Origin of the sequence: Chryseobacillus diguaensis (assembly GCF_049220665.1) — a bacterium.
Lineage (GTDB): Bacteria > Bacillota > Bacilli > Bacillales > Bacillaceae > Metabacillus_B.
In genome coordinates this window covers 142,819-166,985 of record NZ_JBMKNV010000008.1, presented here as the reverse complement: position 1 = coordinate 166,985, position 24,167 = coordinate 142,819, and the positions used below count along the sequence as shown (strand labels likewise).

The following is a 24,167-nucleotide window of genomic DNA, read 5'->3' as shown; positions in this document are numbered from 1 at the left end:
GCACAGTATTCAGGGTGCTCTATGCTTTGAGCATTTCCTGAATCTCTTTAATTTGCCGTTTGAGCATATCATCCGACTGCAGCATCCTGCTGATTTTCTCATGAGCATGGATTACGGTTGTGTGATCTCTTCCTCCAAATTCCTCTCCGATTTTAGGCAGAGAAGAATCAGTCAGTTCACGGGATAAGTACATCGCAATCTGACGGGGAAAGGCCACAGACTTTGTCCGTTTTTTAGCTTTGAAGTCTTCCAGTCTGATCTGATAATGCTGGCCAACTGTTTTTTGAATATCCTGGATCGTGACAATCCTAGGCTTTGAGCTTGGAATAATATCTTTTAACGCTTCTGCTGCAAGATCTGCATTAATGTCTTTATTGATAAGCGAAGAATAAGCTACAACACGTATAAGTGCACCTTCAAGTTCTCGAATATTGCTATCAATTTGGTTTGCTATATAGAGCATAACCTCATTAGGAATGTCGAGCCCTTCGGCTTTTGCTTTTTTGCGAAGGATGGCAATCCTCGTCTCCAAATCTGGAGGAGTAATATCTGTAATCAGCCCCCATTCGAAACGGGACCGCAAACGATCTTCAAGAGTTGGAATCTCTTTTGGCGGACGGTCACTGGAAATGACAATCTGCTTGCTCTCTTCATGGAGTGTATTGAATGTATGGAAAAACTCTTCCTGGGTTTGTTCTTTTCCCGCAAGGAACTGAATATCATCTATTAGCAGAACATCCACGCTTCGATATTTATTGCGGAAATCGACAGCTTTATTGTCCCGGATCGAGTTAATGAATTCATTGGTGAATTTCTCTGAAGAAAGGTATACAACCTTTGCTGACGGCTTGTGATCCAGTACATAATGACCGATTGCATGCATTAAATGTGTTTTTCCAAGACCTACGCCTCCATATATAAACAATGGATTATAGGCTTTGGCCGGTGCTTCTGCTACTGCAAGAGATGCAGCATGGGCAAACCGGTTTCCCGATCCAATAACAAACGTGTCAAAAGTATATTTTGGATTCAGCATGTTCCGGGGAAGTTCGGTTTGTTCATCTTCGTCTTTGGACAAGTGTCTGATAGGTGTTTTTGGCAAGATCTCTTCTTCATTCTGGTTAGCCGGGATGACAAATTTAATAGCCAGCTCTTCCCCGGTTAAATCGTAAATAGTCTGGGCAATCAAATGCAGATACCTTGATTCCAGCCAATCTCTGGCAAATTCATTTGGAGCTGTAATGGTTAGGGTATCACCTTGAAGACCATGTGCTTTTGTCGATTTCAGCCAGGTGTCAAAGCTAGGTTTGCTGAGTTTTTTTTCAATTTGCCCTAGTGCCCTGTTCCAGAGATCAGAGATATTTTCCATATGGCATGTTTCCCTCCTTTATCCAAGGTTTCTCTTTATCTATTTTGATTTAGGTTTCATAGATGAATCAAAGCACGAAAAAGAGCAGCTGCTTCATTTGTACAAGCTTTGTACAACCGCGAAAAATCGTAGTTGTATAAATATACAATTGCAGCTGATTGTTGAAAAATATATAATATAGTAGAAAAGTGTCTTTTCGACAATATCCACCACTTGTGGAAAACTTACATCACAGGCTGTTGCTAATTTTTCCACAACTTATCCACACTTTGTGGATAAAAGAAAAGGCGGGTAACTTTTTACAGAGTTAAAACACAAATATAATATCAAAATTAACCGCTGGTTGCAAGACACTCTAAAGACTTATCCACACAGGGAACATCCTGTCGAAAAAACTTGTCCACAAGAAAAGATTATGTGAAAATCCTGTCGATAAGGGCTGTGGATAACAAATTTAGCCCGAAAAAATTATCCACAGGGCCGGAAATTTCCCGAAAAGAATTTTTCCGAAGAAAGAAATATTTTTATAGAGTTGACAATTCCCTTACCTGTTCTCTATAATCAAAAAGACTGTCTTTAACAGCTATTCCTCAGGGAGGTGCATATAATGAAAAGAACTTATCAACCAAATAAACGTAAACATAGCAAAGTTCATGGCTTCCGCAGCCGTATGAGTTCAGCGAACGGCCGTAAAGTATTGGCTCGCCGTCGCCGTAAAGGAAGAAAAGTATTATCCGCATAGTCCACTGAAAAATGTCAGTGGTCTTTTTTTTACATGTCCTGCAGAAATCCAGGATGGACCGTTTATAAGGAAGAGGAATAAGAAATACTGTAGCTGGATCACAGTTAAAATGGACATCCTGGCAAAGCGGGTAACCAGTAGCTTGCTTTTTCTAAACTGGAGAGCAGGAGTACCGGAGATGAGAAAATGAAGAAGAGAAACCGAATTAAAAAAAATGACGATTTTCAAGATGTATTCAAAAAAGGAAAATCAATGGCCAACCGCCAATTTGTTATATACATGCTGGACAACCCCGAAGAGAAGGAATTTCGTTTGGGCCTATCAGTCAGCAAAAAGATTGGGAATGCCGTAACACGCAACAGGGTTAAACGCCTAATTCGCCAAATCTTTCAAGAAGAGAAAGAATCCTTGCTAAAAGGCAGGGATTATATTGTTATCGCTAGGAAACCAGCGGCCGAAATGAATTACCAGGAAGTAAAAAGCAGCCTGTTTCATCTTTTCAAAAAAACAAAAGTGCATCAGAAAAAGAAAGCTTCTGATCAGCATTCTAATCAGAAATGAGACAAGTATTTTTGCTGAAAAGATGATAAAATACAGATAAAATTTTAAGATTTATTAAAGGAAAATAAGGGGTGCCATGCTAAGTAAGCTTTGCTTGGACCTGTACATAATTCGTCTAAGGCGAAGAATTAAGTGTTAGGAGGAAATAAGGATTGAAGAAGAAGCATATTGTTTTGCTTTTCATGCTTGTCGGTCTGGTAGCGCTGATGTCAGGATGTACACAAGTCAATCAGCCGATTAATGCTCAAAGCACTGGGTTTTGGAATCAATATATTGTTTACCCGCTTTCACAGCTCATAACCTATGTGGCCGAATTAACAGGCAATAACTATGGGCTTTCAATTATCATTGTTACGATTCTAGTAAGGCTTGTTATCCTTCCGCTGATGATCAAGCAGCTGAGAAGCTCGAAAGCCATGCAGGATCTGCAGCCTGAAATGAAGCTGCTTCGTGAAAAATACAGCTCTAAAGATCAGCAGACACAGCAAAAGCTTCAAAAAGAAACGATGGAACTCTTCCAAAAGCATGGTGTTAACCCTCTTGCAGGATGTTTTCCATTAATAGTGCAAATGCCGATCCTGATCGGTTTCTACCATGCAATTATGAGAACAAGAGCTATTGCGGAACACAGCTTCCTTTGGTTCGACCTTGGACATAAGGATCCCTACTACATTCTTCCAATTGTAGCGGGTGTTGCAACCTTCATTCAGCAAAAACTGATGATGGCTGGAACAGCAAATCAAAATCCGCAAATGGCAATGATGGTCTGGCTTATGCCGATCATGATTATCATCTTTGCCATTAACTTCCCTGCAGCTCTGTCGCTGTATTGGGTGGTCGGTAACATTTTCATGATCTTACAAACATTGCTAATTAATAAACCTAAGCTGAGAACTAGCCCAGATCCAACTACAGGTCCTAAACTGCAAAAAGCAGGAGGAAAGAAAAAGTGAAAGAGATAACTGCTACCGGACTTACCGTCGATGAAGCAGTACATTCCGCACTAAAAGATCTGAAAGCTAAAGAAAAAGAAGTCGAGATTCATGTAATTGACCAAGGCAAAAAAGGCTTCCTCGGCATCTTCGGCCAAAAGCCTGCCATTGTTCAAGTGAAGCTGAAGAAAGACCCTATTCAGGATACTCTTCTGTTCCTGGAAGACGTTATTCGGAAAATGGGCGTACAAGCTAACATCTCGTTTAAACATGAAGGTAGGGAAGCTACGTTTAATATTGAAGGCGACGACATCGCCGTCTTGATCGGTAAAAGAGGACAAACCCTCAATTCCCTTCAATATTTGGCCCAGCTTGCTGCGAACCGCAGCTCTGATCATTACCTGCATGTCATCGTTGACGCTGAAAATTACCGGACCCGCCGGGAAGAGACGCTCATTCAGCTTGCCAACCGCCTGGCAGATCAGGCAGTCAAAACAGCAAATGACGTTAAGCTCGAACCAATGCCAAGCTACGAAAGAAAAGTCATTCACACTGCACTGGTGCACAACCAAAAAATTACAACCTATTCTGTTGGAGAAGAGCCAAAAAGGCATCTCGTCATATCTCCCAGAAAAAAATAGAATCCGCCGCGAAATGCTGGCGGATTTTTTTTTACAGGTTACGAACAAATCTGGGTCCGTGGATATAAGTTCTAAAAAGAGAATTGGGATTTTCCTGATAGCCTGCTTGGCTCGTAAGAAGAAGAGTTTCACTTGTAAGAAGGGCACCTTGGCTCGTGGAAAGGGAGTTTGGACAGTAGGAAGCCTTGTTTGGCATGTTGAACTCCGTTTATGGTCAGTAAGCCATTGAAGGAGAATGAAATTAGTGTAAAAATTACTTTTTCAAGCTTTAAAAGATAGGAATAAACTCCATGCAGCCAGTTGTGAAATAGAATCTGGCTTGTTCTTATAAAAAAGGGTTGAAATGATCCTGAAAAGATTAAAGTGCAGCTGTAAGCCGGAAGTTTATCAATCTTCTTTTTTTCGAATATTCCGCTGATATATCGCCTTCCGTCGATATGTTGCTGTCTTCCACTGAAAAGTTTCTGAATGCCGCTGAAATATTGCAGCGAACCGCTGGTATACTTCGCCGTCCGCTGATATATTCGTGATTGAACATATCATGAAAATTGGATTGGATGGTAAGCACGATTCCGCATATGTATAGTGAAACTCAACTTCCGGATAGCAGCTTGTTTAGGCTTCAAAAACCATTTTAGATGAGACTGGTCTTGCGGCGGGGATCTTACTATAAATCCGGGAGACTAGTCGGCTCCGCTTTTCTCTGTCCAGCTGCAGCGGCTAGCCCCTCGAGTCGCTTCGAAAAAACCCCAAAAGTCAAACCCGGACTTTTCGGATTTTTCCTCCAGCGCTTGTCGGGGCTGACAAGCCGCTTTCGCTTTTCTCTGTCCAGCTGCAGCTGCTAGCCCTTCCGCTTTTCTAATTATATTGTTATTCACATGTGGATAAGATAAAATAAGGACGAATTGGTCTTCTTTGTTGTGGATAACAATCATCTTCTTATAACTTCCTTTTGACTGCTAATTATGGTATCTTTAAAATTTGATGACTCCTCATATAAAAAACTTTTCCTATAGATTGCAATTTGGACAGAAACGAGGTGAACAGCATGGAATTTGATACAATTGCAGCCATATCCACTCCAATGGGAGAGGGAGCAATTGCGATTGTCCGTTTGAGCGGTGAACAAGCTATCCCTATCGCAGATCGTCTTTTTAAAGGACCTGCAGGCAAGAAATTGTCAGAGGTGGCCTCTCATACGATTCATTATGGAAATATACTTGAACAGCCTTCAGGCCTCGTAGTAGAAGAAGTGATGGTCTCTGTTATGAAAGGGCCTAAGACCTTTACTAGGGAAGATGTGGTGGAAATTAACTGCCACGGAGGCATTGTTTCAGTCAACCGTGTTCTGCAGCTGGCACTTGATGCCGGAGCACGTCTTGCTGAGCCAGGAGAGTTTACGAAAAGGGCTTTCTTAAATGGGCGGATTGATTTATCACAGGCTGAGGCCGTTATGGATTTGATCCGCGCAAAAACCGATAGAGCCATGAACGTCGCAATCGGACAAATGGAAGGCCGTTTATCAAGACTTGTCAGGACGCTGAGACAGGAGATTCTTGAGACACTGGCACATGTAGAAGTGAATATAGATTACCCTGAATACGATGATGTCGAGGAAATGACTCATCACTTGCTTGTAGAAAAAGCGACAAAAGTAAAAATTGAGCTGGAGAAGCTTTTACAAACGGCGGAACAGGGAAAAATATTAAGAGAAGGGCTGTCGACCGTTATTATCGGAAGGCCGAATGTCGGCAAATCTTCCCTTCTGAACAGCCTTGTTCATGAGGCGAAGGCAATTGTTACAGATGTGCCAGGCACAACAAGGGATGTTATCGAAGAATATGTAAGTGTCAGAGGAGTTCCTCTTCGCCTAGTTGATACAGCGGGTATCCGTGAGACAGAGGACATCGTTGAAAGAATTGGGGTAGAGCGCTCAAGGCAGGTTCTCAAAGAGGCGGACCTCATTCTTCTTGTTCTCAATAATAATGAAATCCTTTCAGATGAGGATGAAAAATTATTTGAAGCGGTTAGCGGGATGGATGTCATTGTTATCGTTAATAAAACGGATTTGCCAAACCAGATTGATATGAGTCTGGTTGAAAAACTCGCTGGCGGGCAGCCTGTTGTCACCACTTCCTTAAAGGAAGAAGAAGGGATCGATAAGCTTGAGGAAGCAATTCAGTCTCTTTTCTTTGCGGGGAACGTCCAAGCAGGCGATTTAACGTATGTTTCCAATACAAGACACATTGCCTTAATCAGGCAGGCTCTAAGAGCGATCGATGATGCTTTAAACGGGATTGCTCAGGATATTCCGATTGATATGGTTCAAATAGATATGACGCGTGCATGGGAAATTCTTGGTGAAATTATTGGAGATTCTGTGCATGAAAGTTTAATTGATCAATTATTTTCGCAGTTTTGCCTTGGGAAATAGAATTAATAGGAGGGAAACACAGTGGCATACCACGCAGGAGATTATGATGTAATTGTGGTAGGTGCTGGCCATGCAGGTGTTGAGGCCGGTCTTGCAGCTGCAAGGCTGGGCGCTAAAACACTCGTTTTGACCATCAACTTGGATATGGTCGCTTTTATGCCGTGTAATCCGTCAGTCGGCGGTCCTGCAAAAGGAATTGTCGTCCGCGAAATTGACGCACTCGGCGGAGAAATGGGTAAAAACATTGATAAAACCCATATACAAATGAGAATGCTGAATACAGGAAAAGGACCTGCTGTTCGAGCTTTGCGCGCTCAAGCAGACAAATTCCTTTATCAGAATGAAATGAAAAAGACGCTGGAAAAGGAACCCAACCTGACTCTTGTACAGGGAATGGTAGAAAGACTGATTGTAGAAGATGGAGAATGCCGTGGTGTTATTACAAAAACTGGCGCTGAGTACCGTTCCGAAACGGTTGTTATTACAACAGGTACGTTTCTTCGCGGCCGAATCATTCTTGGCGAGCTTTCTTATTCAAGCGGGCCGAATAACCAGCAGCCTTCTATCAAGCTTTCTGAGCACCTTGAGGAGCTTGGTTTTGATCTCGTTCGCTTCAAAACAGGAACTCCGCCCCGTGTGGACAGTAAAACAATTGACTACAGCAAAACTGAAATTCAGCCTGGCGATGAAGTGCCAAGGGCTTTCTCATATGAAACAACAAAGTATATTACAGATCAGCTGCCATGCTGGCTGACATATACGAGTGAACACACCCACAAAATCATTGATGCAAACCTACATCGTTCCCCAATGTATTCAGGAATGATAAAAGGAACTGGACCGCGCTACTGTCCATCTATTGAAGACAAAGTTGTCCGTTTTAATGATAAGCCTCGCCATCAAATCTTCCTTGAGCCGGAAGGCAGAAATACAGAGGAAGTGTATGTTCAAGGTCTTTCCACAAGTCTTCCGGAAGACGTGCAGAAAGAAATTTTAAGCACCATTCCAGGTCTGGAAAACGTTCAGATGATGCGTCCTGGCTATGCGATTGAATATGATGCCATCGTTCCGACTCAGCTTTGGCCTACTTTGGAAACCAAAAAGGTACCAGGCCTCTATACGGCAGGTCAAATTAATGGAACATCCGGATATGAAGAAGCAGCCGGACAAGGCATTATGGCCGGTATCAATGCTGGCTTGAAAGCTTTAGGAAGAGAAGAACTGATCTTGGCTCGTTCTGATGCCTATATCGGCGTTTTGATCGATGATTTAGTCACAAAAGGAACAAGTGAACCGTATCGTTTGTTAACGTCAAGAGCTGAATATCGTCTTCTTTTGAGACATGACAATGCAGATCTTCGCCTGACAGAAATCGGTCATAAAATTGGCATGATTAAAGAAGAGCGCTATGAAAGGTTCTTAAAGAAAAAAGAGGCGGTTGAAAATGAAAAGGCCCGCCTGCTTTCTATCTTTATCAAGCCTTCAAAAGAAGTACAGGAACTGATCGTTTCCATGGGCGGCAGCGAACTGAAAGATGGCATAAGAGCATCTGATTTGTTAAAGCGCCCTGAAATGAACTACAGTCATATCAATCTCCTTGCTCCTGCAGAAGAAGCGGTCAGCTCCGATGTTGCAGAGCAGGTTGAAATACAGATCAAATATGAAGGCTATATTGAAAAATCCCTTCAGCAGGTTGATAAACTAAAAAAAATGGAGAACAAAAAAATTCCTGAGAATATTGATTATGATGACATAAGTAGTTTAGCATCAGAAGCAAGACAGAAACTGAAACAAGTCCGTCCGCTTTCAGTTGCACAGGCTTCGCGTATTTCAGGTGTAAACCCTGCGGATGTTTCTATATTGCTTGTTTATCTGGAACAAGGCAGAATCGCACGGGTAGCAAACGAATAACAGTCAGAAAGGTTTTGGATATGGAGCTGTCAAACTTTCAAGAAAAGCTGGAGGAGAAAGGAATATCCCTTTCTCCAGCTCAGCTTTCCCAATTTGATAAGTACTATGAACTGCTGGTTGAATGGAATGAAAAAATGAATTTAACTTCCATAACGGAAAAGAGGGAAGTCTATTTAAAGCATTTTTATGACTCTATAACAGCTGCTTTTTACTTTGATTTCACTAAGCCGATATCTCTTTGTGATGTTGGTGCAGGAGCGGGCTTTCCAAGCCTTCCGATTAAAATCTGTTTTCCGGAGCTTTCTGTGACCATTGTTGATTCATTGAACAAACGAATCACCTTCTTGGAGCATTTGGCAAAAGAGTTAGGGCTATCAAACGTTACGTTCTGCCATGACAGAGCAGAAACATTTGGCCAGAACAAAGCATTTCGGGAAAAATTTGATGTCGTCACTGCAAGAGCAGTAGCAAGAATGTCCGTCTTAAGCGAACTCTGCATGCCTCTTGTAAAAACAGGCGGTTCATTCATCGCCATGAAAGCAGCATCTGCAAAAGATGAAATGAATGCTGCTGAAAAAGCGATCAAGCTGCTGGGAGGAAAAGTGGAAAACACCCATACCTTCGAACTGCCAATTGAAAATAGTGACCGAAGCATCATTATCATCAATAAATTGAAGCCAACACCTGCTAAGTATCCGCGCAAACCCGGAACACCGAATAAAACGCCGATTGAATAATACATACGACCTTTGAACTAACAAAAATTGGCGATTTGGTGTATTCCGGCAGGAAATAGGATAAGGCAGATAGAATTATAAATTGGTAGTTTCTAAAGGTGGTGTAGGGACATGAAGCATCCGTTTTCTCGTTTCTTCGGAGTTGGAGAAAAGGAAGAAACAGAACTAAATCAGGAAGAAACTGAAACTGAAACTGAAGTGGAAAGAGACGAAATCAAGCAAATACCTGTTCATGAGATTATCCCAAACCGTTTTCAGCCGCGTACTATTTTTGCGGATGAAAAAATAGAAGAGCTGGCTGCAACAATCAGAACCCATGGCATCATTCAGCCAATTGTTGTCAGATTAGTGGATGGACAATATGAACTAATCGCTGGTGAACGCCGCTGGAGAGCTGTCCAAAAGCTAGGATGGGAAACTATCTCAGCGATTATCAAGGACTTCAGCGATACAGAAACAGCTTCTGTAGCCCTGATTGAGAATCTTCAGCGCGAGGAACTTTCTGCGATTGAGGAAGCTATTGCTTATGCCAAGCTCCTCGAGCTTCATCAGCTGACCCAGGAAGCTCTTGCTCAGCGTCTTGGAAAAGGCCAGTCAACGGTTGCCAACAAGCTTCGTCTGCTGAAGCTTCCAGAAGAAGTACAAAATGCCCTCCTTCAAAAAAGCATTACAGAACGCCATGCGAGAGCACTTATTCCTCTAAAACTTCCGGAGCTCCAAATCAAGCTGCTGGAAGAAATAGTCGAAAAGCAGCTGAATGTTAAACAAACAGAAGACCGTGTGGTTAAAATGCTCGAGAAGGATGAGCCGAAGCCGAAGCCGAGAAGAAAAGCATTTAGCAGAGATACAAGGATTGCCATGAACACGATCCGCCAATCCCTGTCGATGGTGGCAGATACCGGTGTGAAAATAAATGCTGAAGAAGAAGAATTTGAAGAATTTATTCAGTTTACTATCCGAATTCCTAAATAACTCTCCCTCCTTATGGACGGAGAGTTTTCTTTTATGGAATAAGCTGAATTCTGCCTGGGATTTGGGTTTTATGGCTGAATTTTGCATAAAATAAGGGGTTCCTATGATTAGAAACGAGTTTTTTTCTATCATGGACTGAATTTTATGGAATATTATAAGATATTGAGGGGTTAAAAGCGCTGACAGAGATTTTAAGAGCGGCTACAAAGATTTAAGAGCGCTGACAGAGATTTAAGAGCGCTCACAAAGATTTAAGAGCAATGCCATAATTCTAAAGCCCAAAACGAGATGTATGAATCCCTCTCAGCATCCTAAAGAATAGCATCGAATCCATACTATTTCCCTCCTGCATATTTACCGTCATTAATGAGCTTTCTATATTTCCCATCCTGTTCTTTAACTGCTATTGCTTCATCAGTACTCACGCCTTTAATGGCAAAGTATTTCGTCCCTTTTTCATACTTGTTGGAGAAGTTTCCTGAGTAGGTACCTTCCCCATCTGAGTACTTTGTTACTTCTCCAATTTCCTTTGTGATTTCATCAACATATTTATCGCTTTCTTTATAAATATGTCCATTCCACACAACAAATTCATAGGACCATTTAGAAGCGCTGCTGTTTAAACAGCCAGTTGTAACCGAAAGGAAAAAAGCTGCCATAATGAAAAGAATTGCGCCCTTTTTATACTTCAAAACTGCTCCGCCTCCTCTCCTTTTTACAAAATAAACGGCCAGTTTAATATATTCATATCCAAGAAGGTAATTCCCTTTATTTTACATTTGTAAAGCAAGAATGAAACGTTCTAAAGCATCATCTTTCCGCTGAAAATTCTCTTATGCTTTTTTGTAGTAAAAAAAACAAATTGTGAGAATTTTTTTGTTAAAATAGATAGATGACAGATTAGATTTTTGTGAATGTCGAAAGTAGGTGGCAACGTGGGAAGAATTATTGCTGTAGCCAACCAAAAAGGAGGCGTGGGGAAAACCACTACCTCAGTAAATCTTGGAGCGTGTCTTGCGTACATAGGAAAAAAGGTCCTCCTCGTAGATATTGATCCGCAAGGGAACGCAACAAGCGGGATTGGTGTTGATAAGGCAGAAGTTAATCATTGTGTCTATGATATTTTAGTAGACGACATTAGTGCAGCAGAAGTGATTAAAGCTTCTGTCGTTGAGAATCTCGATGTAATACCCGCAACAATCCAGCTTGCAGGAGCTGAAATTGAATTGGTTCCGACCATTTCAAGAGAGGTCCGCCTGAAGCGCGCTATTGAAAAAGTAAAACAAAACTATGATTATATTATTATTGACTGCCCTCCATCTCTGGGGCTCCTGACAATAAATGCACTCACTGCATCAGATTCTGTCATTATTCCAGTCCAATGTGAATATTACGCTCTTGAAGGACTGAGCCAGCTGTTAAACACAGTCCGTCTTGTTCAAAAGCATTTAAACACGGAGTTGATGATTGAAGGCGTTCTTCTGACAATGCTTGATGCGAGAACCAATCTTGGCATCCAGGTAATTGAAGAAGTGAAAAAATATTTCAGGGAAAAAGTTTATAAAACGATTATTCCAAGAAATGTCCGCCTTAGCGAAGCACCAAGTCATGGCCAGCCTATTATCCTGTATGATGCCCGCTCAAGGGGCGCAGAAGTATATCTAGATTTTGCGAAGGAAGTGGTTGTCAATGGCTAAAGGTCTTGGAAAAGGGATTGGTGCCCTATTTCCGGAAATGGAAGCCGGCAAAGGTGAAGCGATTCAGGAATTAAAGCTGAAAGAACTGCGGCCGAATCCTTATCAGCCCCGCAAATTCTTTCAAGAGGAAGCAATTGAGGAATTGAAGGAATCCATTCTTCAGCACGGCATCCTACAGCCTCTTATTGTCAGGAAATCGATTAAAGGGTATGACATCGTAGCAGGCGAAAGAAGGTACAGAGCTGCCAAAGCGGCGAAATTAACAACCGTACCTGCTGTTGTGCGCGATCTTACTGAGCAGCAGATGATGGAAATTGCTCTGCTTGAGAATCTTCAGCGGGAGGATCTGACTTCCATTGAAGAAGCAAGAGCTTATCATTCTCTAATGGAGCAGCTTGAGCTTACACAAGAAGAACTGGCAAAGCGGCTTGGAAAAAGCAGGCCTCACATTGCCAATCACGTCAGGCTTTTGGCCCTCCCTTCTTCTATTCAGAATCTGATTACAGATGGGAAGCTTACAATGGGACATGGCCGAACGCTTCTCGGACTGAAAAAGAAGGATAGACTGGATGCACTTGTCCAAAAAATCCTGAAGGAATCGCTCAATGTCCGTCAGGTGGAGCAGCTTGTGCAGCTTCTTAATGAAGGCTCTGTAAAGGAAACGAAAAAGGAAAAACCTGAAAAAGACATTTTCTTCAAAGAACGGGAGAATTATTTTCAGGAATATTTCGGGACAGCCGTCAACATTAATCAGAAAAAGGATAAAGGAACCATTGAAATTGAGTTTTACAACAAAAATGATCTGGACCGAATCCTGAAATTACTGGATGTTAAACAGCTTTCCTAACCATCTTGCTTTTGAAGGTGGTTTTTTTCTTTAGGCTGTTTTCGAGAGATTGTTGTTTTTCGTACATGCTTTTATCACGCATTTAGACTAGCATCGGGGCATCTTTTCTTGAAGTTTTTGCAATCCAATGGTTTCGAGGACTATATATAGGGTCATGAGCAACAAAGTTTAAGAAAAGAGCCATTCGCAAAAGACTGTTGCTAGTCGTATGTTTTAGAATACGTATGAGGATTAGCTTCGTGGCATCTTTTCTTGAAATTCACAGCTGTATTTTGCTATTTAATTAAATGAATGAAAGAACAACAAAGTTTAAGAAAAGAGGAAAACGATGGTTTTACTAGGGAGTATTGTGAATGGTGCCGCGATTATTGCGGGCACGCTGATTGGTCTTTTGCTCAGGAGAATTCCGGAGCGGATGAAAGAGACGGTTATGAACGGGATTGGACTGGCCGTTATGGTCCTTGGAATAACGATGGCGCTAAAAACGACAGATATCTTTTATGTGATTGTCAGTCTCGTCCTTGGTTCGATTCTCGGAGAATGGATGAATCTTGAGGGAAAACTGCTTGCTGTAGGACATTTCTTGGAAAATAAACTAAAACATTTTAAAACGGGAAATGTAGCGGAAGGCTTTGTTACAGCTACACTGATCTTTGTTATAGGCGCTATGTCAATCATCGGTGCATTAGACAGCGGGCTTAGAGGTGATCATGCTGTTCTTCTGACTAAATCAATGATAGATGGATTTACAAGCATCATTCTTGCAAGCACTCTTGGAGTTGGAGTCATGATTTCTGCGGTTCCGGTTTTTCTTTACGAAGGCTGCATTGCCCTGCTTGCAAATGTCATCCATCAATACATAAATGATGAGCTGCTGAAATTGCTGATCTCCGAAATTACGGCAACGGGCGGTGTGCTTATTCTTGCTATAGGGATCAATATAATGAATATAAAGGCAATCCGGGTAGCTAATATGCTGCCAAGCCTTTTTGTGATCATTTTACTGATTGCTTTTAAATATTTGATTCACTGGGCCTGATGCTTCTGTTCAGCCAGCTTTTTTTCGGAGCCGGCAAATTAGTCTTGCTGTATTGCTTTTCAGCTTCCAAAATACTCGCAGCAATCAGATTTGCCATTGAAAAAACTAGATGAAGACGGGTGTTCTGCAAAACGAAAAACTCCATAAAGCCGCTTACATTCACTATTCCTGTGATATGCATATCTCCGACTGGAGGAAGCTCCTTATTCACCCCTGCTCCTGGCTTGATAGGTCCTGGAGCGATTTGGAAGGTGCCCACGTTTTTGAGTCTGCCGAGACAGGCATCGACTGCTATAATAAACGGATGATGGTGTGTTTGATGAATGCGGGAAATGCTTTCTTCTAGATTTACCGCATGGACGGGATCTTTCAGAGTACCGTAAACGTGGAATGAAGAAGGCATCATTTCCTCAAGCCTTGAACCAACAAGCGGACCCAAGCTGTCTCCTGTTGAGCGGTCTGTGCCGATGCAAAGCACAACGATTGGCCTATGAAGGATTTTCGGAAGAAGCTGGTGAATACCGGCTGATAAAAGGTCAAGCGCGTTAACATCTTCGTAAGAAATTCTTTCGGGTTCTTTAAAAGGCGAAAAAAGGCCGGTTTTCAGATTCATAGTTTCCAACTCCCTCTGCTTAGTAGTAACAGTATACGGATTTTTATTTGGTTCTATACTTAGGGGAGAGAAGTTTTATGCTTTCACAGATTGCTATTAATCAGTGCATAAAATTGATAATATAAAAAGTAGAAATGTACGGATAGACTGCCTTTAGCAGGCAGCTCAAATTCACTTCTATTTCATCAAACTTGCTAAATAGCCTTTTGCATAAGGGCAGATAAGGAGGGTGATGGACCCGTGAAAAAAGCAAATTTCCTCGATCGAATAACGCAGGAAACCTTCTGGATTGGTCTTGGTGAAGGAATCTTAAAAATTATTCTGATCCTTATTATTTCCACTATTTTTATCAGGCTTGGAAAACTGGCGATCAGAAAAATCTTTGTTTTTAGGACGAAGGCACCCTTGCGTGTATCGGAAAGAAGAGAACTGACGCTCACGAAGCTTTTGGAAAACATATTAACGTATGTCGTTTATTTTATTGCTTTAATGATGATCCTCGAAATCCTTACTATTAACGTCACTTCACTTATAGCAGGAGCAGGTATTGTAGGACTTGCTGTAGGGTTTGGCGCACAAAACCTTGTGCGGGATATTATAACGGGATTCTTTATTATTTTTGAAGATCAGTTTTCGGTCGGAGATTACATAAAAGTAAACAGCTTCGAAGGAACAGTCGAGGAAATCGGCCTGAGAACAACAAAAATCAAAAGCTGGACAGGCGAATTGAATATTTTGCCGAATGGAAGCATTACAGAGGTAACGAATTTCTCGCTGCATAACAGTACAGCTGTTGTCGATCTGAATATTTCTTACGAGTCAGACATTAACCAAGTTGAGAAAATGATTTTCGAATTTTTACGGACACTTCCTGCAAAATATGAAGATATGGCCGGTATACCTGAGCTGCTTGGCGTCCAGAATTTTGGAGCCTCTGAAATCGTTCTCCGGATTGTCTGTGAAACAGCGCCAATGAGACACTGGTATGTTGCCAGGATGATCCGAAAAGAGATTAAGCTGCTATTTGATGAGAATGGAATTGAAATTCCTTTCCCTCGTATTATTATGTACGATAAGGATAAACAAAAAACTGCGCCTGGGGAGGGTGAAACAAGTGGCGGATAAGGAATTTGGTTTGAATGATGTTGTTGAAATGAAAAAAGCCCATCCATGCGGAGCTAACCGCTGGAGAATTATTCGCCTTGGAATGGATATCCGGATTAAATGCGAGGGATGCGCACACAGCGTTCTGATTCCCCGAAAAGATTTTACCAAAAAGATGAAAAAAGTTCTTGTGAAAAACGAAAAATCAGAAGAATAAAGCATGGAAACTGCCTGTCTTCATGCTTTTTCTTATTTCAACACAGTCAAGTTTAACAAAGCCTATTGAAAAGTAAGGAACAGGGAATAGTTCTTGTCTTTTCAAAGGTTCCTATCTATAATTGGTGAAGATTGAATTAGAAATTGCCGGCAATCCATCTGATTGCTTTGCTATAGAGGAGTGGAATAACAAATGGCATTAACTGCTGGAATCGTAGGCCTCCCAAACGTTGGTAAATCAACTCTTTTTAACGCTATTACTCAAGCAGGTGCAGAATCTGCAAACTACCCTTTCTGTACCATTGACCCGAATGTCGGTATTGTTGAAGTACCTGACTACCGTCTTCAAGCTCTTACCGATCTTGTAAAGCCCAAAAAAACGGTCCCTACTGCTTTTGAATTCACTGATATTGCAGGAATCGTGAAGGGCGCAAGCAAAGGAGAAGGACTTGGAAACAAGTTTCTCTCTCATATCCGCCAGGTTGACGCAATCTGCCATGTTGTACGCTGTTTTGCAGATGACAATATTACCCATGTAGCGGGTATAGTGGATCCGATTGCAGATATTGAAACCATCAATCTTGAACTGATTCTTGCAGATCTTGAGTCAATCGACAAACGGATCACCCGAGTGGAAAAATTGGCTAAACAAAAAGACAAGGATGCTATTGTTGAGCATGAGATTCTTGCTGAACTGAAAGATGCTTTTGAAAATGAAAGACCTGCCCGGTCCGTTTCCTTTACGGACGAGCAGATGAAAATTGTGAAACAGCTTCATCTTTTAACAAGCAAGCCAGTCCTTTATGTGGCGAATGTTTCTGAAGATGAAGCAGCCGATCCAGATGGCAACCCATATGTTCAAAAAGTGCGGGAATTTGCTGCTAATGAGCAAGCAGAGGTTATTGTGATCTGTGCAAAAATCGAATCTGAGATTGCTGAACTTGATGGCGAAGAAAAAGCGATGTTCCTTGAAGAGCTAGGCATCGAAGAATCAGGACTTGATCAGCTGATTAGAGCATCCTATAGCCTTCTAGGACTTGCTACTTACTTCACTGCAGGTGAGCAGGAAGTTCGTGCATGGACGTTTAAAAACGGGATGAAGGCTCCTCAATGTGCAGCCATTATCCATACGGACTTTGAACGTGGGTTTATCCGTGCGGAAACCGTTTCTTACAATGACCTGATGAATGCAGGGTCTATGGGCGGAGCACGCGAAGCCGGTAAAGTAAGACTTGAAGGAAAAGAATATGAAGTGAAAGACGGAGACATCATCCACTTCCGTTTCAACGTATAATTACGGGCACACAGGTTCATGCCTGTGTGTTTTTTTCAAAATTAATTTATATATTCATTGCACCGAAAAATGTCACCTTCCGCTTTTCTAATATATAAACTTGCAGAATTTCAATTAATTTGGTATAATTTCAACTTGTGAGTAATGAAATATTGCTCCTTGCCCTTTTACAGGGCCGTCTAGTCCAAAAGGAGGTGTAAAGTGTGAAGAATTATGAAATCATGTACATTGTTCGCCCTAACATTGAAGAGGATGCGAAGAAAGCTCTAGTTGAGCGTTTCAACACAATCCTAACTGATAATGGTGCGAACCTAACTGAAGCGAAAGAGTGGGGCAAACGCCGCCTAGCTTATGAAATCAACGATTTCCGCGATGGTTACTACATGCTACTTAAAATTTCTTCAGATTCAGCTGCCGTTCAAGAATTTGATCGTCTTGCGAAAATCAATGAAGATATTATCCGTCATATCGTAATTAAAGAAGAAGAATAATCGTAACTATAAATTTCAAATAAAGGATGGTCTTCATGATCAATCGTGTCGTTCTTGTCGGAAGACTTACAAAAGATCCTGAGCTTCGTTATACTCCAAGCGGTGCTGCAGTTGCTACTTTTACTCTTGCTGTGAATCGTACCTTTACGAATCAGTCAGGAGAAAGAGAAGCGGATTTCTTGAATATCGTCGTATGGCGCCGTCAGGCCGAAAATGTTGCCAACTTCTTAAAGAAGGGCAGCCTTACAGGTGTTGAAGGCCGCTTGCAATCTAGGAGCTACGAAGATCAAACAGGAAAACGCGTTTATGTGACGGAAGTCGTTGCAGACAGCGTGCAATTCCTTGAGCCGAAAGGCAGCAGCGGTGGAAACAATAACAGCAATCAATATGGCAGCGGATCCGGCGGTCAAGGTCAAAACCCGTACGGTTCAGAACAGCAGCGCGGAAATCAGGGACGAACCAGTTTTAATGATGACCCGTTTGCAAATGATGGACAACCGATTGATATCTCAGATGATGATTTGCCATTCTGATTACCGAATAAAAAATTTACATGAAAGGGGGATTTAACGATGGCAGGTGGACGCAGAGGCGGACGTGCAAAACGTCGTAAAGTGTGTTTCTTTACAGCTAACGGAATCACTCATATCGATTACAAAGATGTGGATCTTCTTAAAAAATTCGTTTCCGAACGCGGTAAAATCTTACCTCGTCGCGTAACTGGAACTAGCGCTAAATACCAACGTAAATTAACTGTTGCTATTAAACGCTCACGCCAAATGGCATTGCTTCCTTACGTATCAGGTGAATAATAGCATAGAAAAAAGGCAGTGAGGATCCCTTGCTGCTTTTTTTGCTTTTTAGAAGGCTCTTTTCTTAAACTTTGTTGTTTTTTCATCTTTATAAATGAATTCCGAGTATCTATACATATTTTCGAATTTTAAGAAAAGATGCCGCGATGCTAGTCTTTATGCTGTTTTGAATACAGCGAATATCAACAATCTTCGCGAGAACAACTTTTTAGAAAGATCCTGCGGTTCCAAACTATTTTGTGAACGGTTTGCTTATAAATACACGATTGTCATACAATAAACCTAAAGAGATATAAAGAGGTGAAGTTTTGAAGCGCGTCAATTCGATTACAGAAGGTGCCATGCTGCTGGCTTTATTTGCGGTCCTGACCCTTATTACAGCATACATACCTTTAGCAGGTGTTATTACTCTGCTTATCTATCCAATCATATTTATCCTTTATACGATAAGGCATCAATTGAAGACAGCATTTCTTTTATTGCTTGCTTTTGTTTTTTTGGCGGCTGTTCTTGGCCAGGCGGTCATGATACCTCAAACGTTCAGTTTCTGCTTGAGCGGTTTGGTGATGGGGTATTTTTATAAGAAAAAGAAATCAGGAACAGCGATTGCTGCAGGCGGTGTTGCCTATCTATTTGGTTTTGTTCTTATTTTTGGAAGCTATGCTTTTTTTCTGAATCTCTTTCCAAAAGGAGGGCTAGGTACATTTGTTGATGATACGATTCAGCAGGCACTTCCTATTCTGAAGCAATTCGGGCAGGAGGTTGATGCCAAAAAAGTAAACCAGATGAAAGATCAAATGCTGCAGATATCTACCTGATCCCGTCATGTCTCGCTATGATCGGTGCTTTCTACGCCTTTATTACGCACTGGATCGCATCAGCTGTACTAAAGCGGATGAACATGGCACCAGCAAAGCTTTTGCCCTTCAGAGAATGGAAACTTCCCCAAAGCATTGTGTGGTATTACTTGATCGTGATTGTTCTTGGAATGATGAATCTGGAAAAAGGAAGCTTGCCCTATTTGGCTGTTATAAATCTGTCAGCCCTTCTTCAATTGCTGCTGATTATTCAGGGTTTATCCTTCGTTTACTATTTTTTTCACAAAAAAGGATTTTCAATAGGATTTCCTATAACAATTACTGTTTTTACCATTTTCATTCCCTATTTGCTACAACTTGTTCGAATCTTAGGTATAATTGATTTAGGATTTGCCTTAAGAGGGAGAATTAAAGGCAGCTCAAACTGATTATTGCCCCGGAAATTTAAACGGTTTCACGGTTACAAGGAGCTGAAACAATATGCCAAGCTTTTATGAAAAACCTTTATTCCGCTATCCCATATATGCTTTGATTGGCGTGACAGTGATCGCAATTTTGGCCGTTTTCTATTTCAGCTGGATGCTTGGCATTGCTTTTACCCTCCTTTTAGGACTTGTCCTGTATTTCTTAAAACAGGCAGATTTGAAAATAAAGTCGGAAATGGAAGACTATATTTCGACCCTTTCGTATCGTCTGAAAAAAGTGGGAGAAGAAGCCCTGATGGAAATGCCCATCGGGATAATGCTGATCAATGACCAGTATTATATTGAATGGACCAACCCATTTCTGGCCTCTTGTTTTGATGAAGATACCTTGATTGGCCGCACTCTTTTTGATGTGGCTGAAGCCCTTGTACCTCTCATTAAGCAGGAGGTTGAGTCTGAAACGATTACACTTCACGACCGGAAATTCAGGGTTATTATTAAAAGAGAAGAGAGATTGCTCTACTTTTTTGATGTGACAGAGCAAACTCAAATAGAAAAGCAATATGAAAATGAACGCACAGTACTTGCTCTTATCTATCTTGATAATTATGATGAAGTAACACAGGGAATGGATGACCAGACCCGCAGCAATATAAACAGTGATGTCACATCGTTATTAAATAAGTGGGCGATTGATTATGGCTTGTTCCTGAAACGGGTCTCTTCTGAAAGATTTCTTGCTGTTTTGAATGAACATATTTTAGCAAAGCTTGAGCGGTCTAAATTTTCAATCCTTGATGAAGTTCGGGAGAAAACAACAGTCCAGAACGTCTCTTTGACATTGAGCATCGGGATTGGAGCCGGTCTGCACAGCCTGCAGGAGCTTGGAGATCTCGCACAGTCCAGTCTTGACCTTGCACTTGGACGCGGCGGAGATCAGGTTGCCATAAAGCAGCAGAACGGGAAGATTAAGTTCTATGGCGGCAGAACCAACCCGATGGAAAAGCGGACCCGTGTCAGAGCAAGGGTTATCTCCCATGCATTAAAAGAAATTGTGGCAGAAAGCGACAAAGTGCTCATTATGGGCCATAAAAATCCTGATATGGATTCTATTGGCTCTGCCATCGGTATCCTGAAGGTTGCCCAGGTGAATGGAAAACAGGGCTATATCGTATTGGATGAAAACGAGATCAGCTCAGGGGTTCAGCGTCTGATAGATGAAGTAAGGCTGAATGCTGAATTATGGTCTCATTTTATCTCTCCTGAAGAAGCTTTAGAAAATGCTACCGAAAATACCGTTCTTGTTGTTGTGGATACTCATAAGCCATCAATGGTTATGGTAGAAAAGCTTCTGAACAAGATTGATGACGTGGTTGTGATTGATCATCACCGGAGGGGAGAAGAGTTTATCCGTGATCCGCTGCTTGTTTATATGGAGCCTTACGCTTCTTCGACTGCTGAGCTTGTAACAGAGCTCCTCGAATACCAGCCGAAAATCCTTAAAATGAGTATGGTCGAGGCAACCGCTCTTCTTGCAGGAATTATTGTGGATACGAAAAGTTTTACTCTTAGAACCGGCTCAAGGACGTTTGACGCTGCTTCTTATCTAAGATCTAAAGGTGCAGACACGGTTCTTGTGCAAAAGTTCCTGAGAGAAAACATTGAGCATTTTATTAAACGGTCAAGGCTCGTGCAAAACACCACATTGCTGGATAATGGAATTGCTATTGCCAAAGCGGATCCATCTGACCAAGAGACGTATGATCAGGTGATCATCGCCCAAGCTGCAGACACATTGCTAACCATGAGCGGTGTTTCTGCTTCCTTCGTTCTTGCGAAGCGGGATGATCAAACGGTTGGCATAAGTGCCCGGTCTCTTGGCGAAATAAATGTACAGCTTGTGATGGAAGCTTTAAACGGCGGCGGGCATCTGTCGAATGCAGCTACCCAGATTTCAGGGGTAACGCTTGATGAGGCAGAAGAACAGCTGAAACATGCTATAACTGAATATATCGAAGGAGGCACCAATTCATGAAGGTAATTTTCTTGAAGGATGTAAAAGGTAAAGGAAAAAAAGGCGAAATTAAAAATGTGGCAGATGGATATGCCCATAACTTCCTTTTCAAACAGAATCTTGCTATTGAGGCAAATAATGCTAATGTCTCCAGCCTTGAAGGGCAGCAGAAAAAAGAAGAAAAAGAAGCAGCTGAGGAGCTGAAGCAAGCTCAGGTGCTAAAAGAAAAACTTGAGAAGCTGACAGTAGAGCTGAAAGCAAAATCCGGCGAAGGCGGCCGCCTGTTTGGTTCTATTACAAGCAAGCAAATCGCGGATGCTTTGAAAAAAGGGCACGATATCAAGCTTGATAAACGTAAAATTGAGCTTCCGGATGCTATACGGGCACTTGGCTTTACGAATGTTCCTGTGAAGCTGCACACTCAAGTAACAGCTACGTTAAAAGTACACGTAACAGAAGAGAAATAAATTCCATTGGATGTGATAATGCAGGAAGTGGTAAAATTCACTTAGAGCATTATCACATTTTTCATATACAATAGAATCTATCACACTATAAAAAGGACGGTGATCATCATGAATGAACTTTTTGGTGATCGGATACCCCCTCAGAATATTGAAGCAGAACAAGCAGTGCTTGGGGCTATCTTTCTTGAGCCTCAAGCTCTTACTTTGGCTACAGAAGTATTAATACCCGAGGATTTGTACCGGGCTGCACATCAAAAGATTTTTAACGCAATGCTGACGCTTGCTGATAAAGGGGAACCTGTCGATTTAGTTACAGTCACCTCCGAGCTTGCTGACGTCAACTTGCTTGAAGAAATCGGAGGTGTCTCCTATCTCACTGATTTAGCCAACTCTGTTCCGACAGCCGCAAATATTGAGTATTATGCGAGAATCGTAGAAGAAAAATCGATTTTGCGCAGGCTGATCAGAACGGCAAGTTCAATTGCTCAAGACGGTTATACCCGTGAGGACGAGGTAGAAGATCTTCTGAATGAAGCGGAAAAAAACATTATGGAAGTAGCCCAGCGAAAAAATGCTGGAGCCTTTCAAAATATTAAAGATGTACTTGTTCAAACGTATGACAACATTGAATTGCTTCATACGAGAAAAGGCGATATTACTGGTATCCCGACTGGCTTCAGTGAGCTTGACCGTATGACGGCAGGCTTTCAGCGGAATGACTTGATTATTGTTGCCGCAAGGCCATCAGTAGGGAAAACAGCATTTGCCCTGAACATTGCTCAAAACGTGGCGACAAAGACCGAAGAAAATGTAGCGATCTTCAGCCTTGAGATGGGAGCAGATCAGCTCGTTATGAGGATGCTTTGTGCAGAAGGCAATATCAATGCCCAAAGCCTTAGAACAGGGAATCTGACAAGCGAGGACTGGAGCAAGCTGACAATGGCAATGGGAAGCCTCTCAAATGCTGGTATTTATATTGATGATACGCCAGGTATCAGAGTGAGTGAAATCCGCGCTAAATGCCGCCGTCTAAAGCAAGAGGCGGGCCTCGGGATGATCCTCATCGACTACCTGCAGCTCATTCAAGGGAGCGGCCGATCAAAAGACAACCGCCAGCAGGAAGTGTCAGAAATATCCAGGACACTCAAATCCCTTGCCAGGGAACTGAAAGTCCCTGTTATCGCCCTCTCCCAGCTATCCCGCGGAGTTGAGCAGCGGCAGGACAAGCGTCCGATGATGTCTGATATTCGTGAATCAGGAAGTATTGAGCAGGATGCCGATATCGTGGCATTCTTATATCGCGATGATTACTATGATAAAGAATCGGAAAACAAAAACATAATCGAAATCATCATAGCCAAGCAGCGTAACGGTCCAGTCGGTACGGTATCCTTGGCTTTCGTAAAGGAATATAACAAGTTCGTGAACTTAGAGCGGAGATTTGACGATGCTCCAGGGGCTTAGAAACTGCATCTGTTTTGGATGCAGTCTTTTTTTAAGGCTCTTTTCTTAAACTTTGTTGCTCATGGCCCTATATTTATTCCTCGAAACCATTGAAATGTCAAAAACTTTAAGAAAAGATGCCACGATGCTAGTCTAAATGCGTGATAAGAACATGTACGAAAAACAACAATCTCTGCGAAAACAGCCTTTTTTAAAAGATAAGAAAGTATAAATTCCTAAGTTGATTTGTCTAGCTCCAGCGCCTAGCCCGAGTCTTTAGGTCGCTTCAGAAAATCCCTCAAAGTCAAAACCGGACTTTGTGTGATTTTCCGTAAGCAGCTGTCGGGGCTGTTCAAGGCGCTTGCGCTTTTCTTAGTGGAAGGATGCTTCTCCAGGCATTAAAAATGTAAATGCTCATAGTCCCTTTCTCCACCTAATCTAAGGAAAGAAACACTGATATTCAATTTGCTTTTCTCCCTCTCTCCCATTATTTATGCGTCTACACACCTATTCACGAACGAAAATAATGTATTTTGAGTTTAATGTTCGGAAAATAGATTGACTTTCTCATAGCCGATTGATACAATA

Annotated in this window: 24 protein-coding genes and 1 pseudogene; 21 read left to right on the top strand and 4 right to left on the bottom strand. The window is 41.8% G+C overall.

The features are described from left to right. Positions 1-19: 19 nt before the first annotated feature. Positions 20-1,369 (bottom strand): chromosomal replication initiator protein DnaA, encoded by a 1,350-nt coding sequence (gene dnaA, locus ACOT8F_RS14110; protein ID WP_421652567.1) that lies wholly within the window; start codon positions 1,367-1,369, stop codon positions 20-22. Between the two features lie 607 nt (positions 1,370-1,976). Here dnaA and rpmH point away from each other — a divergent pair. From rpmH to jag, 4 genes are all read left to right on the top strand, one after another. Beyond that, positions 1,977-2,111 (top strand): 50S ribosomal protein L34, encoded by a 135-nt coding sequence (gene rpmH / locus ACOT8F_RS14105; protein WP_066059809.1) that lies wholly within the window; start codon positions 1,977-1,979, stop codon positions 2,109-2,111. 186 nt (positions 2,112-2,297) lie between these two features. Continuing rightward, on the top strand, positions 2,298-2,672 hold the full coding sequence (gene rnpA, locus ACOT8F_RS14100; protein ID WP_421652566.1) for a ribonuclease P protein component: 375 nt from the start codon (positions 2,298-2,300) through the stop codon (positions 2,670-2,672). Between the two features lie 182 nt (positions 2,673-2,854). Further along, a complete protein-coding gene (gene spoIIIJ, locus ACOT8F_RS14095) occupies positions 2,855-3,625 on the top strand; it encodes a YidC family membrane integrase SpoIIIJ (RefSeq protein WP_421652585.1) in 771 nt (256 codons plus the stop codon). Continuing rightward, positions 3,622-4,245, top strand: coding sequence for an RNA-binding cell elongation regulator Jag/EloR (gene jag / locus ACOT8F_RS14090; protein WP_421652565.1), 624 nt, complete (start codon positions 3,622-3,624; stop codon positions 4,243-4,245). The genes spoIIIJ and jag overlap by 4 nt, the downstream gene beginning before the upstream one ends. A 683-nt stretch (positions 4,246-4,928) precedes the next feature. Here the strand turns inward: jag and ACOT8F_RS14085 are convergent. Further along, positions 4,929-5,180 (bottom strand): hypothetical protein, encoded by a 252-nt coding sequence (locus ACOT8F_RS14085; protein ID WP_421652564.1) that lies wholly within the window; start codon positions 5,178-5,180, stop codon positions 4,929-4,931. 113 nt (positions 5,181-5,293) lie between these two features. On the opposite strand from ACOT8F_RS14085, the gene mnmE reads away from it, so the two are divergent. The 4 genes from mnmE to noc all read left to right on the top strand — a co-directional run bounded on the left by mnmE (position 5,294) and on the right by noc (position 10,299). Beyond that, positions 5,294-6,679 (top strand): tRNA uridine-5-carboxymethylaminomethyl(34) synthesis GTPase MnmE, encoded by a 1,386-nt coding sequence (gene mnmE / locus ACOT8F_RS14080; RefSeq protein WP_421652563.1) that lies wholly within the window; start codon positions 5,294-5,296, stop codon positions 6,677-6,679. Between the two features lie 21 nt (positions 6,680-6,700). Beyond that, positions 6,701-8,590, top strand: a complete 1,890-nt coding sequence (gene mnmG, locus ACOT8F_RS14075) for a tRNA uridine-5-carboxymethylaminomethyl(34) synthesis enzyme MnmG (protein WP_421652562.1) — start codon at positions 6,701-6,703, stop codon at positions 8,588-8,590. Between the two features lie 20 nt (positions 8,591-8,610). Continuing rightward, complete coding sequence (gene rsmG / locus ACOT8F_RS14070) at positions 8,611-9,327, top strand: 16S rRNA (guanine(527)-N(7))-methyltransferase RsmG (protein WP_421652561.1); 717 nt, start codon at positions 8,611-8,613, stop codon at positions 9,325-9,327. 111 nt (positions 9,328-9,438) lie between these two features. Beyond that, on the top strand, positions 9,439-10,299 hold the full coding sequence (gene noc, locus ACOT8F_RS14065) for a nucleoid occlusion protein (protein WP_421652560.1): 861 nt from the start codon (positions 9,439-9,441) through the stop codon (positions 10,297-10,299). Positions 10,300-10,634: 335 nt separating this feature from the next. Here noc and ACOT8F_RS14060 read toward each other — a convergent pair whose 3' ends face one another. Next, positions 10,635-10,991: a hypothetical protein gene (locus ACOT8F_RS14060; protein ID WP_421652559.1), complete on the bottom strand. Its 357-nt coding sequence runs from the start codon at positions 10,989-10,991 to the stop codon at positions 10,635-10,637. Between the two features lie 243 nt (positions 10,992-11,234). Between ACOT8F_RS14060 and ACOT8F_RS14055 the strand changes: the two genes are divergently transcribed. The 3 genes from ACOT8F_RS14055 to ACOT8F_RS14045 all read left to right on the top strand — a co-directional run bounded on the left by ACOT8F_RS14055 (position 11,235) and on the right by ACOT8F_RS14045 (position 13,882). Next, positions 11,235-11,996, top strand: a complete 762-nt coding sequence (locus ACOT8F_RS14055; protein ID WP_421652558.1) for a ParA family protein — start codon at positions 11,235-11,237, stop codon at positions 11,994-11,996. Beyond that, the gene (locus tag ACOT8F_RS14050; RefSeq protein ID WP_421652557.1) at positions 11,989-12,843 is read left to right on the top strand and encodes a ParB/RepB/Spo0J family partition protein; all 855 of its coding nucleotides are present in this window, start codon (positions 11,989-11,991) and stop codon (positions 12,841-12,843) included. The genes ACOT8F_RS14055 and ACOT8F_RS14050 overlap by 8 nt, the downstream gene beginning before the upstream one ends. A gap of 328 nt (positions 12,844-13,171) precedes the next feature. Next, positions 13,172-13,882: a DUF554 domain-containing protein gene (locus tag ACOT8F_RS14045; RefSeq protein ID WP_421652556.1), complete on the top strand. Its 711-nt coding sequence runs from the start codon at positions 13,172-13,174 to the stop codon at positions 13,880-13,882. Here ACOT8F_RS14045 and yyaC read toward each other — a convergent pair. After that, entirely contained in the window at positions 13,857-14,495 is a 639-nt protein-coding gene (yyaC, locus tag ACOT8F_RS14040; RefSeq protein ID WP_421652555.1) for a spore protease YyaC, read from the bottom strand. The two genes, ACOT8F_RS14045 and yyaC, sit on opposite strands and share 26 nt — an antisense overlap. Positions 14,496-14,735: 240 nt before the next feature. Between yyaC and ACOT8F_RS14035 the strand changes: the two genes are divergently transcribed. From ACOT8F_RS14035 to dnaB, 10 genes and pseudogenes are all read left to right on the top strand, one after another. Beyond that, positions 14,736-15,620 (top strand): mechanosensitive ion channel family protein, encoded by an 885-nt coding sequence (locus ACOT8F_RS14035; protein WP_421652554.1) that lies wholly within the window; start codon positions 14,736-14,738, stop codon positions 15,618-15,620. Beyond that, positions 15,610-15,816 (top strand): DUF951 domain-containing protein, encoded by a 207-nt coding sequence (locus tag ACOT8F_RS14030; RefSeq protein ID WP_421652553.1) that lies wholly within the window; start codon positions 15,610-15,612, stop codon positions 15,814-15,816. Before ACOT8F_RS14035 ends, ACOT8F_RS14030 begins: the two co-directional genes overlap by 11 nt. Positions 15,817-16,008: 192 nt before the next feature. Beyond that, on the top strand, positions 16,009-17,109 hold the full coding sequence (gene ychF, locus ACOT8F_RS14025; RefSeq protein WP_421652552.1) for a redox-regulated ATPase YchF: 1,101 nt from the start codon (positions 16,009-16,011) through the stop codon (positions 17,107-17,109). Positions 17,110-17,312: 203 nt separating this feature from the next. Further along, on the top strand, positions 17,313-17,600 hold the full coding sequence (gene rpsF, locus ACOT8F_RS14020; RefSeq protein WP_421652551.1) for a 30S ribosomal protein S6: 288 nt from the start codon (positions 17,313-17,315) through the stop codon (positions 17,598-17,600). Positions 17,601-17,635: 35 nt separating this feature from the next. Further along, positions 17,636-18,133: a single-stranded DNA-binding protein gene (ssb, locus tag ACOT8F_RS14015; RefSeq protein WP_421652550.1), complete on the top strand. Its 498-nt coding sequence runs from the start codon at positions 17,636-17,638 to the stop codon at positions 18,131-18,133. 39 nt (positions 18,134-18,172) lie between these two features. After that, positions 18,173-18,412, top strand: a complete 240-nt coding sequence (gene rpsR, locus ACOT8F_RS14010; RefSeq protein WP_421652549.1) for a 30S ribosomal protein S18 — start codon at positions 18,173-18,175, stop codon at positions 18,410-18,412. 341 nt (positions 18,413-18,753) lie between these two features. After that, a pseudogene (locus ACOT8F_RS14005) lies at positions 18,754-19,658 on the top strand (YybS family protein). 52 nt (positions 19,659-19,710) lie between these two features. Then, positions 19,711-21,690, top strand: coding sequence for a DHH family phosphoesterase (locus tag ACOT8F_RS14000; protein WP_421652548.1), 1,980 nt, complete (start codon positions 19,711-19,713; stop codon positions 21,688-21,690). Beyond that, a complete protein-coding gene (rplI, locus tag ACOT8F_RS13995) occupies positions 21,687-22,136 on the top strand; it encodes a 50S ribosomal protein L9 (protein ID WP_421652547.1) in 450 nt (149 codons plus the stop codon). The genes ACOT8F_RS14000 and rplI overlap by 4 nt, the downstream gene beginning before the upstream one ends. A gap of 108 nt (positions 22,137-22,244) precedes the next feature. After that, a complete protein-coding gene (dnaB, locus tag ACOT8F_RS13990) occupies positions 22,245-23,600 on the top strand; it encodes a replicative DNA helicase (RefSeq protein WP_421652546.1) in 1,356 nt (451 codons plus the stop codon). Positions 23,601-24,167 lie beyond the last annotated feature (567 nt).

Bases quoted from the DNA above. Each gene is read 5' to 3' on its own strand.
- dnaA (WP_421652567.1), bottom strand. From the start codon at position 1,369: ATGGAAAATATCTCTGATCTCTGGAACAGGGCACTAGGGCAAATTGAA.
- rpmH (WP_066059809.1), top strand. From the start codon at position 1,977: ATGAAAAGAACTTATCAACCAAATAAACGTAAACATAGCAAAGTTCAT.
- rnpA (WP_421652566.1), top strand. From the start codon at position 2,298: ATGAAGAAGAGAAACCGAATTAAAAAAAATGACGATTTTCAAGATGTA.
- spoIIIJ (WP_421652585.1), top strand. From the start codon at position 2,855: ATGCTTGTCGGTCTGGTAGCGCTGATGTCAGGATGTACACAAGTCAAT.
- ACOT8F_RS14085 (WP_421652564.1), bottom strand. From the start codon at position 5,180: ATGATTGTTATCCACAACAAAGAAGACCAATTCGTCCTTATTTTATCT.
- mnmE (WP_421652563.1), top strand. From the start codon at position 5,294: ATGGAATTTGATACAATTGCAGCCATATCCACTCCAATGGGAGAGGGA.
- rsmG (WP_421652561.1), top strand. From the start codon at position 8,611: ATGGAGCTGTCAAACTTTCAAGAAAAGCTGGAGGAGAAAGGAATATCC.
- noc (WP_421652560.1), top strand. From the start codon at position 9,439: ATGAAGCATCCGTTTTCTCGTTTCTTCGGAGTTGGAGAAAAGGAAGAA.
- ACOT8F_RS14050 (WP_421652557.1), top strand. From the start codon at position 11,989: ATGGCTAAAGGTCTTGGAAAAGGGATTGGTGCCCTATTTCCGGAAATG.
- ACOT8F_RS14045 (WP_421652556.1), top strand. From the start codon at position 13,172: ATGGTTTTACTAGGGAGTATTGTGAATGGTGCCGCGATTATTGCGGGC.
- yyaC (WP_421652555.1), bottom strand. From the start codon at position 14,495: ATGAATCTGAAAACCGGCCTTTTTTCGCCTTTTAAAGAACCCGAAAGA.
- ychF (WP_421652552.1), top strand. From the start codon at position 16,009: ATGGCATTAACTGCTGGAATCGTAGGCCTCCCAAACGTTGGTAAATCA.
- ssb (WP_421652550.1), top strand. From the start codon at position 17,636: ATGATCAATCGTGTCGTTCTTGTCGGAAGACTTACAAAAGATCCTGAG.
- rpsR (WP_421652549.1), top strand. From the start codon at position 18,173: ATGGCAGGTGGACGCAGAGGCGGACGTGCAAAACGTCGTAAAGTGTGT.
- ACOT8F_RS14000 (WP_421652548.1), top strand. From the start codon at position 19,711: ATGCCAAGCTTTTATGAAAAACCTTTATTCCGCTATCCCATATATGCT.
- rplI (WP_421652547.1), top strand. From the start codon at position 21,687: ATGAAGGTAATTTTCTTGAAGGATGTAAAAGGTAAAGGAAAAAAAGGC.
- dnaB (WP_421652546.1), top strand. From the start codon at position 22,245: ATGAATGAACTTTTTGGTGATCGGATACCCCCTCAGAATATTGAAGCA.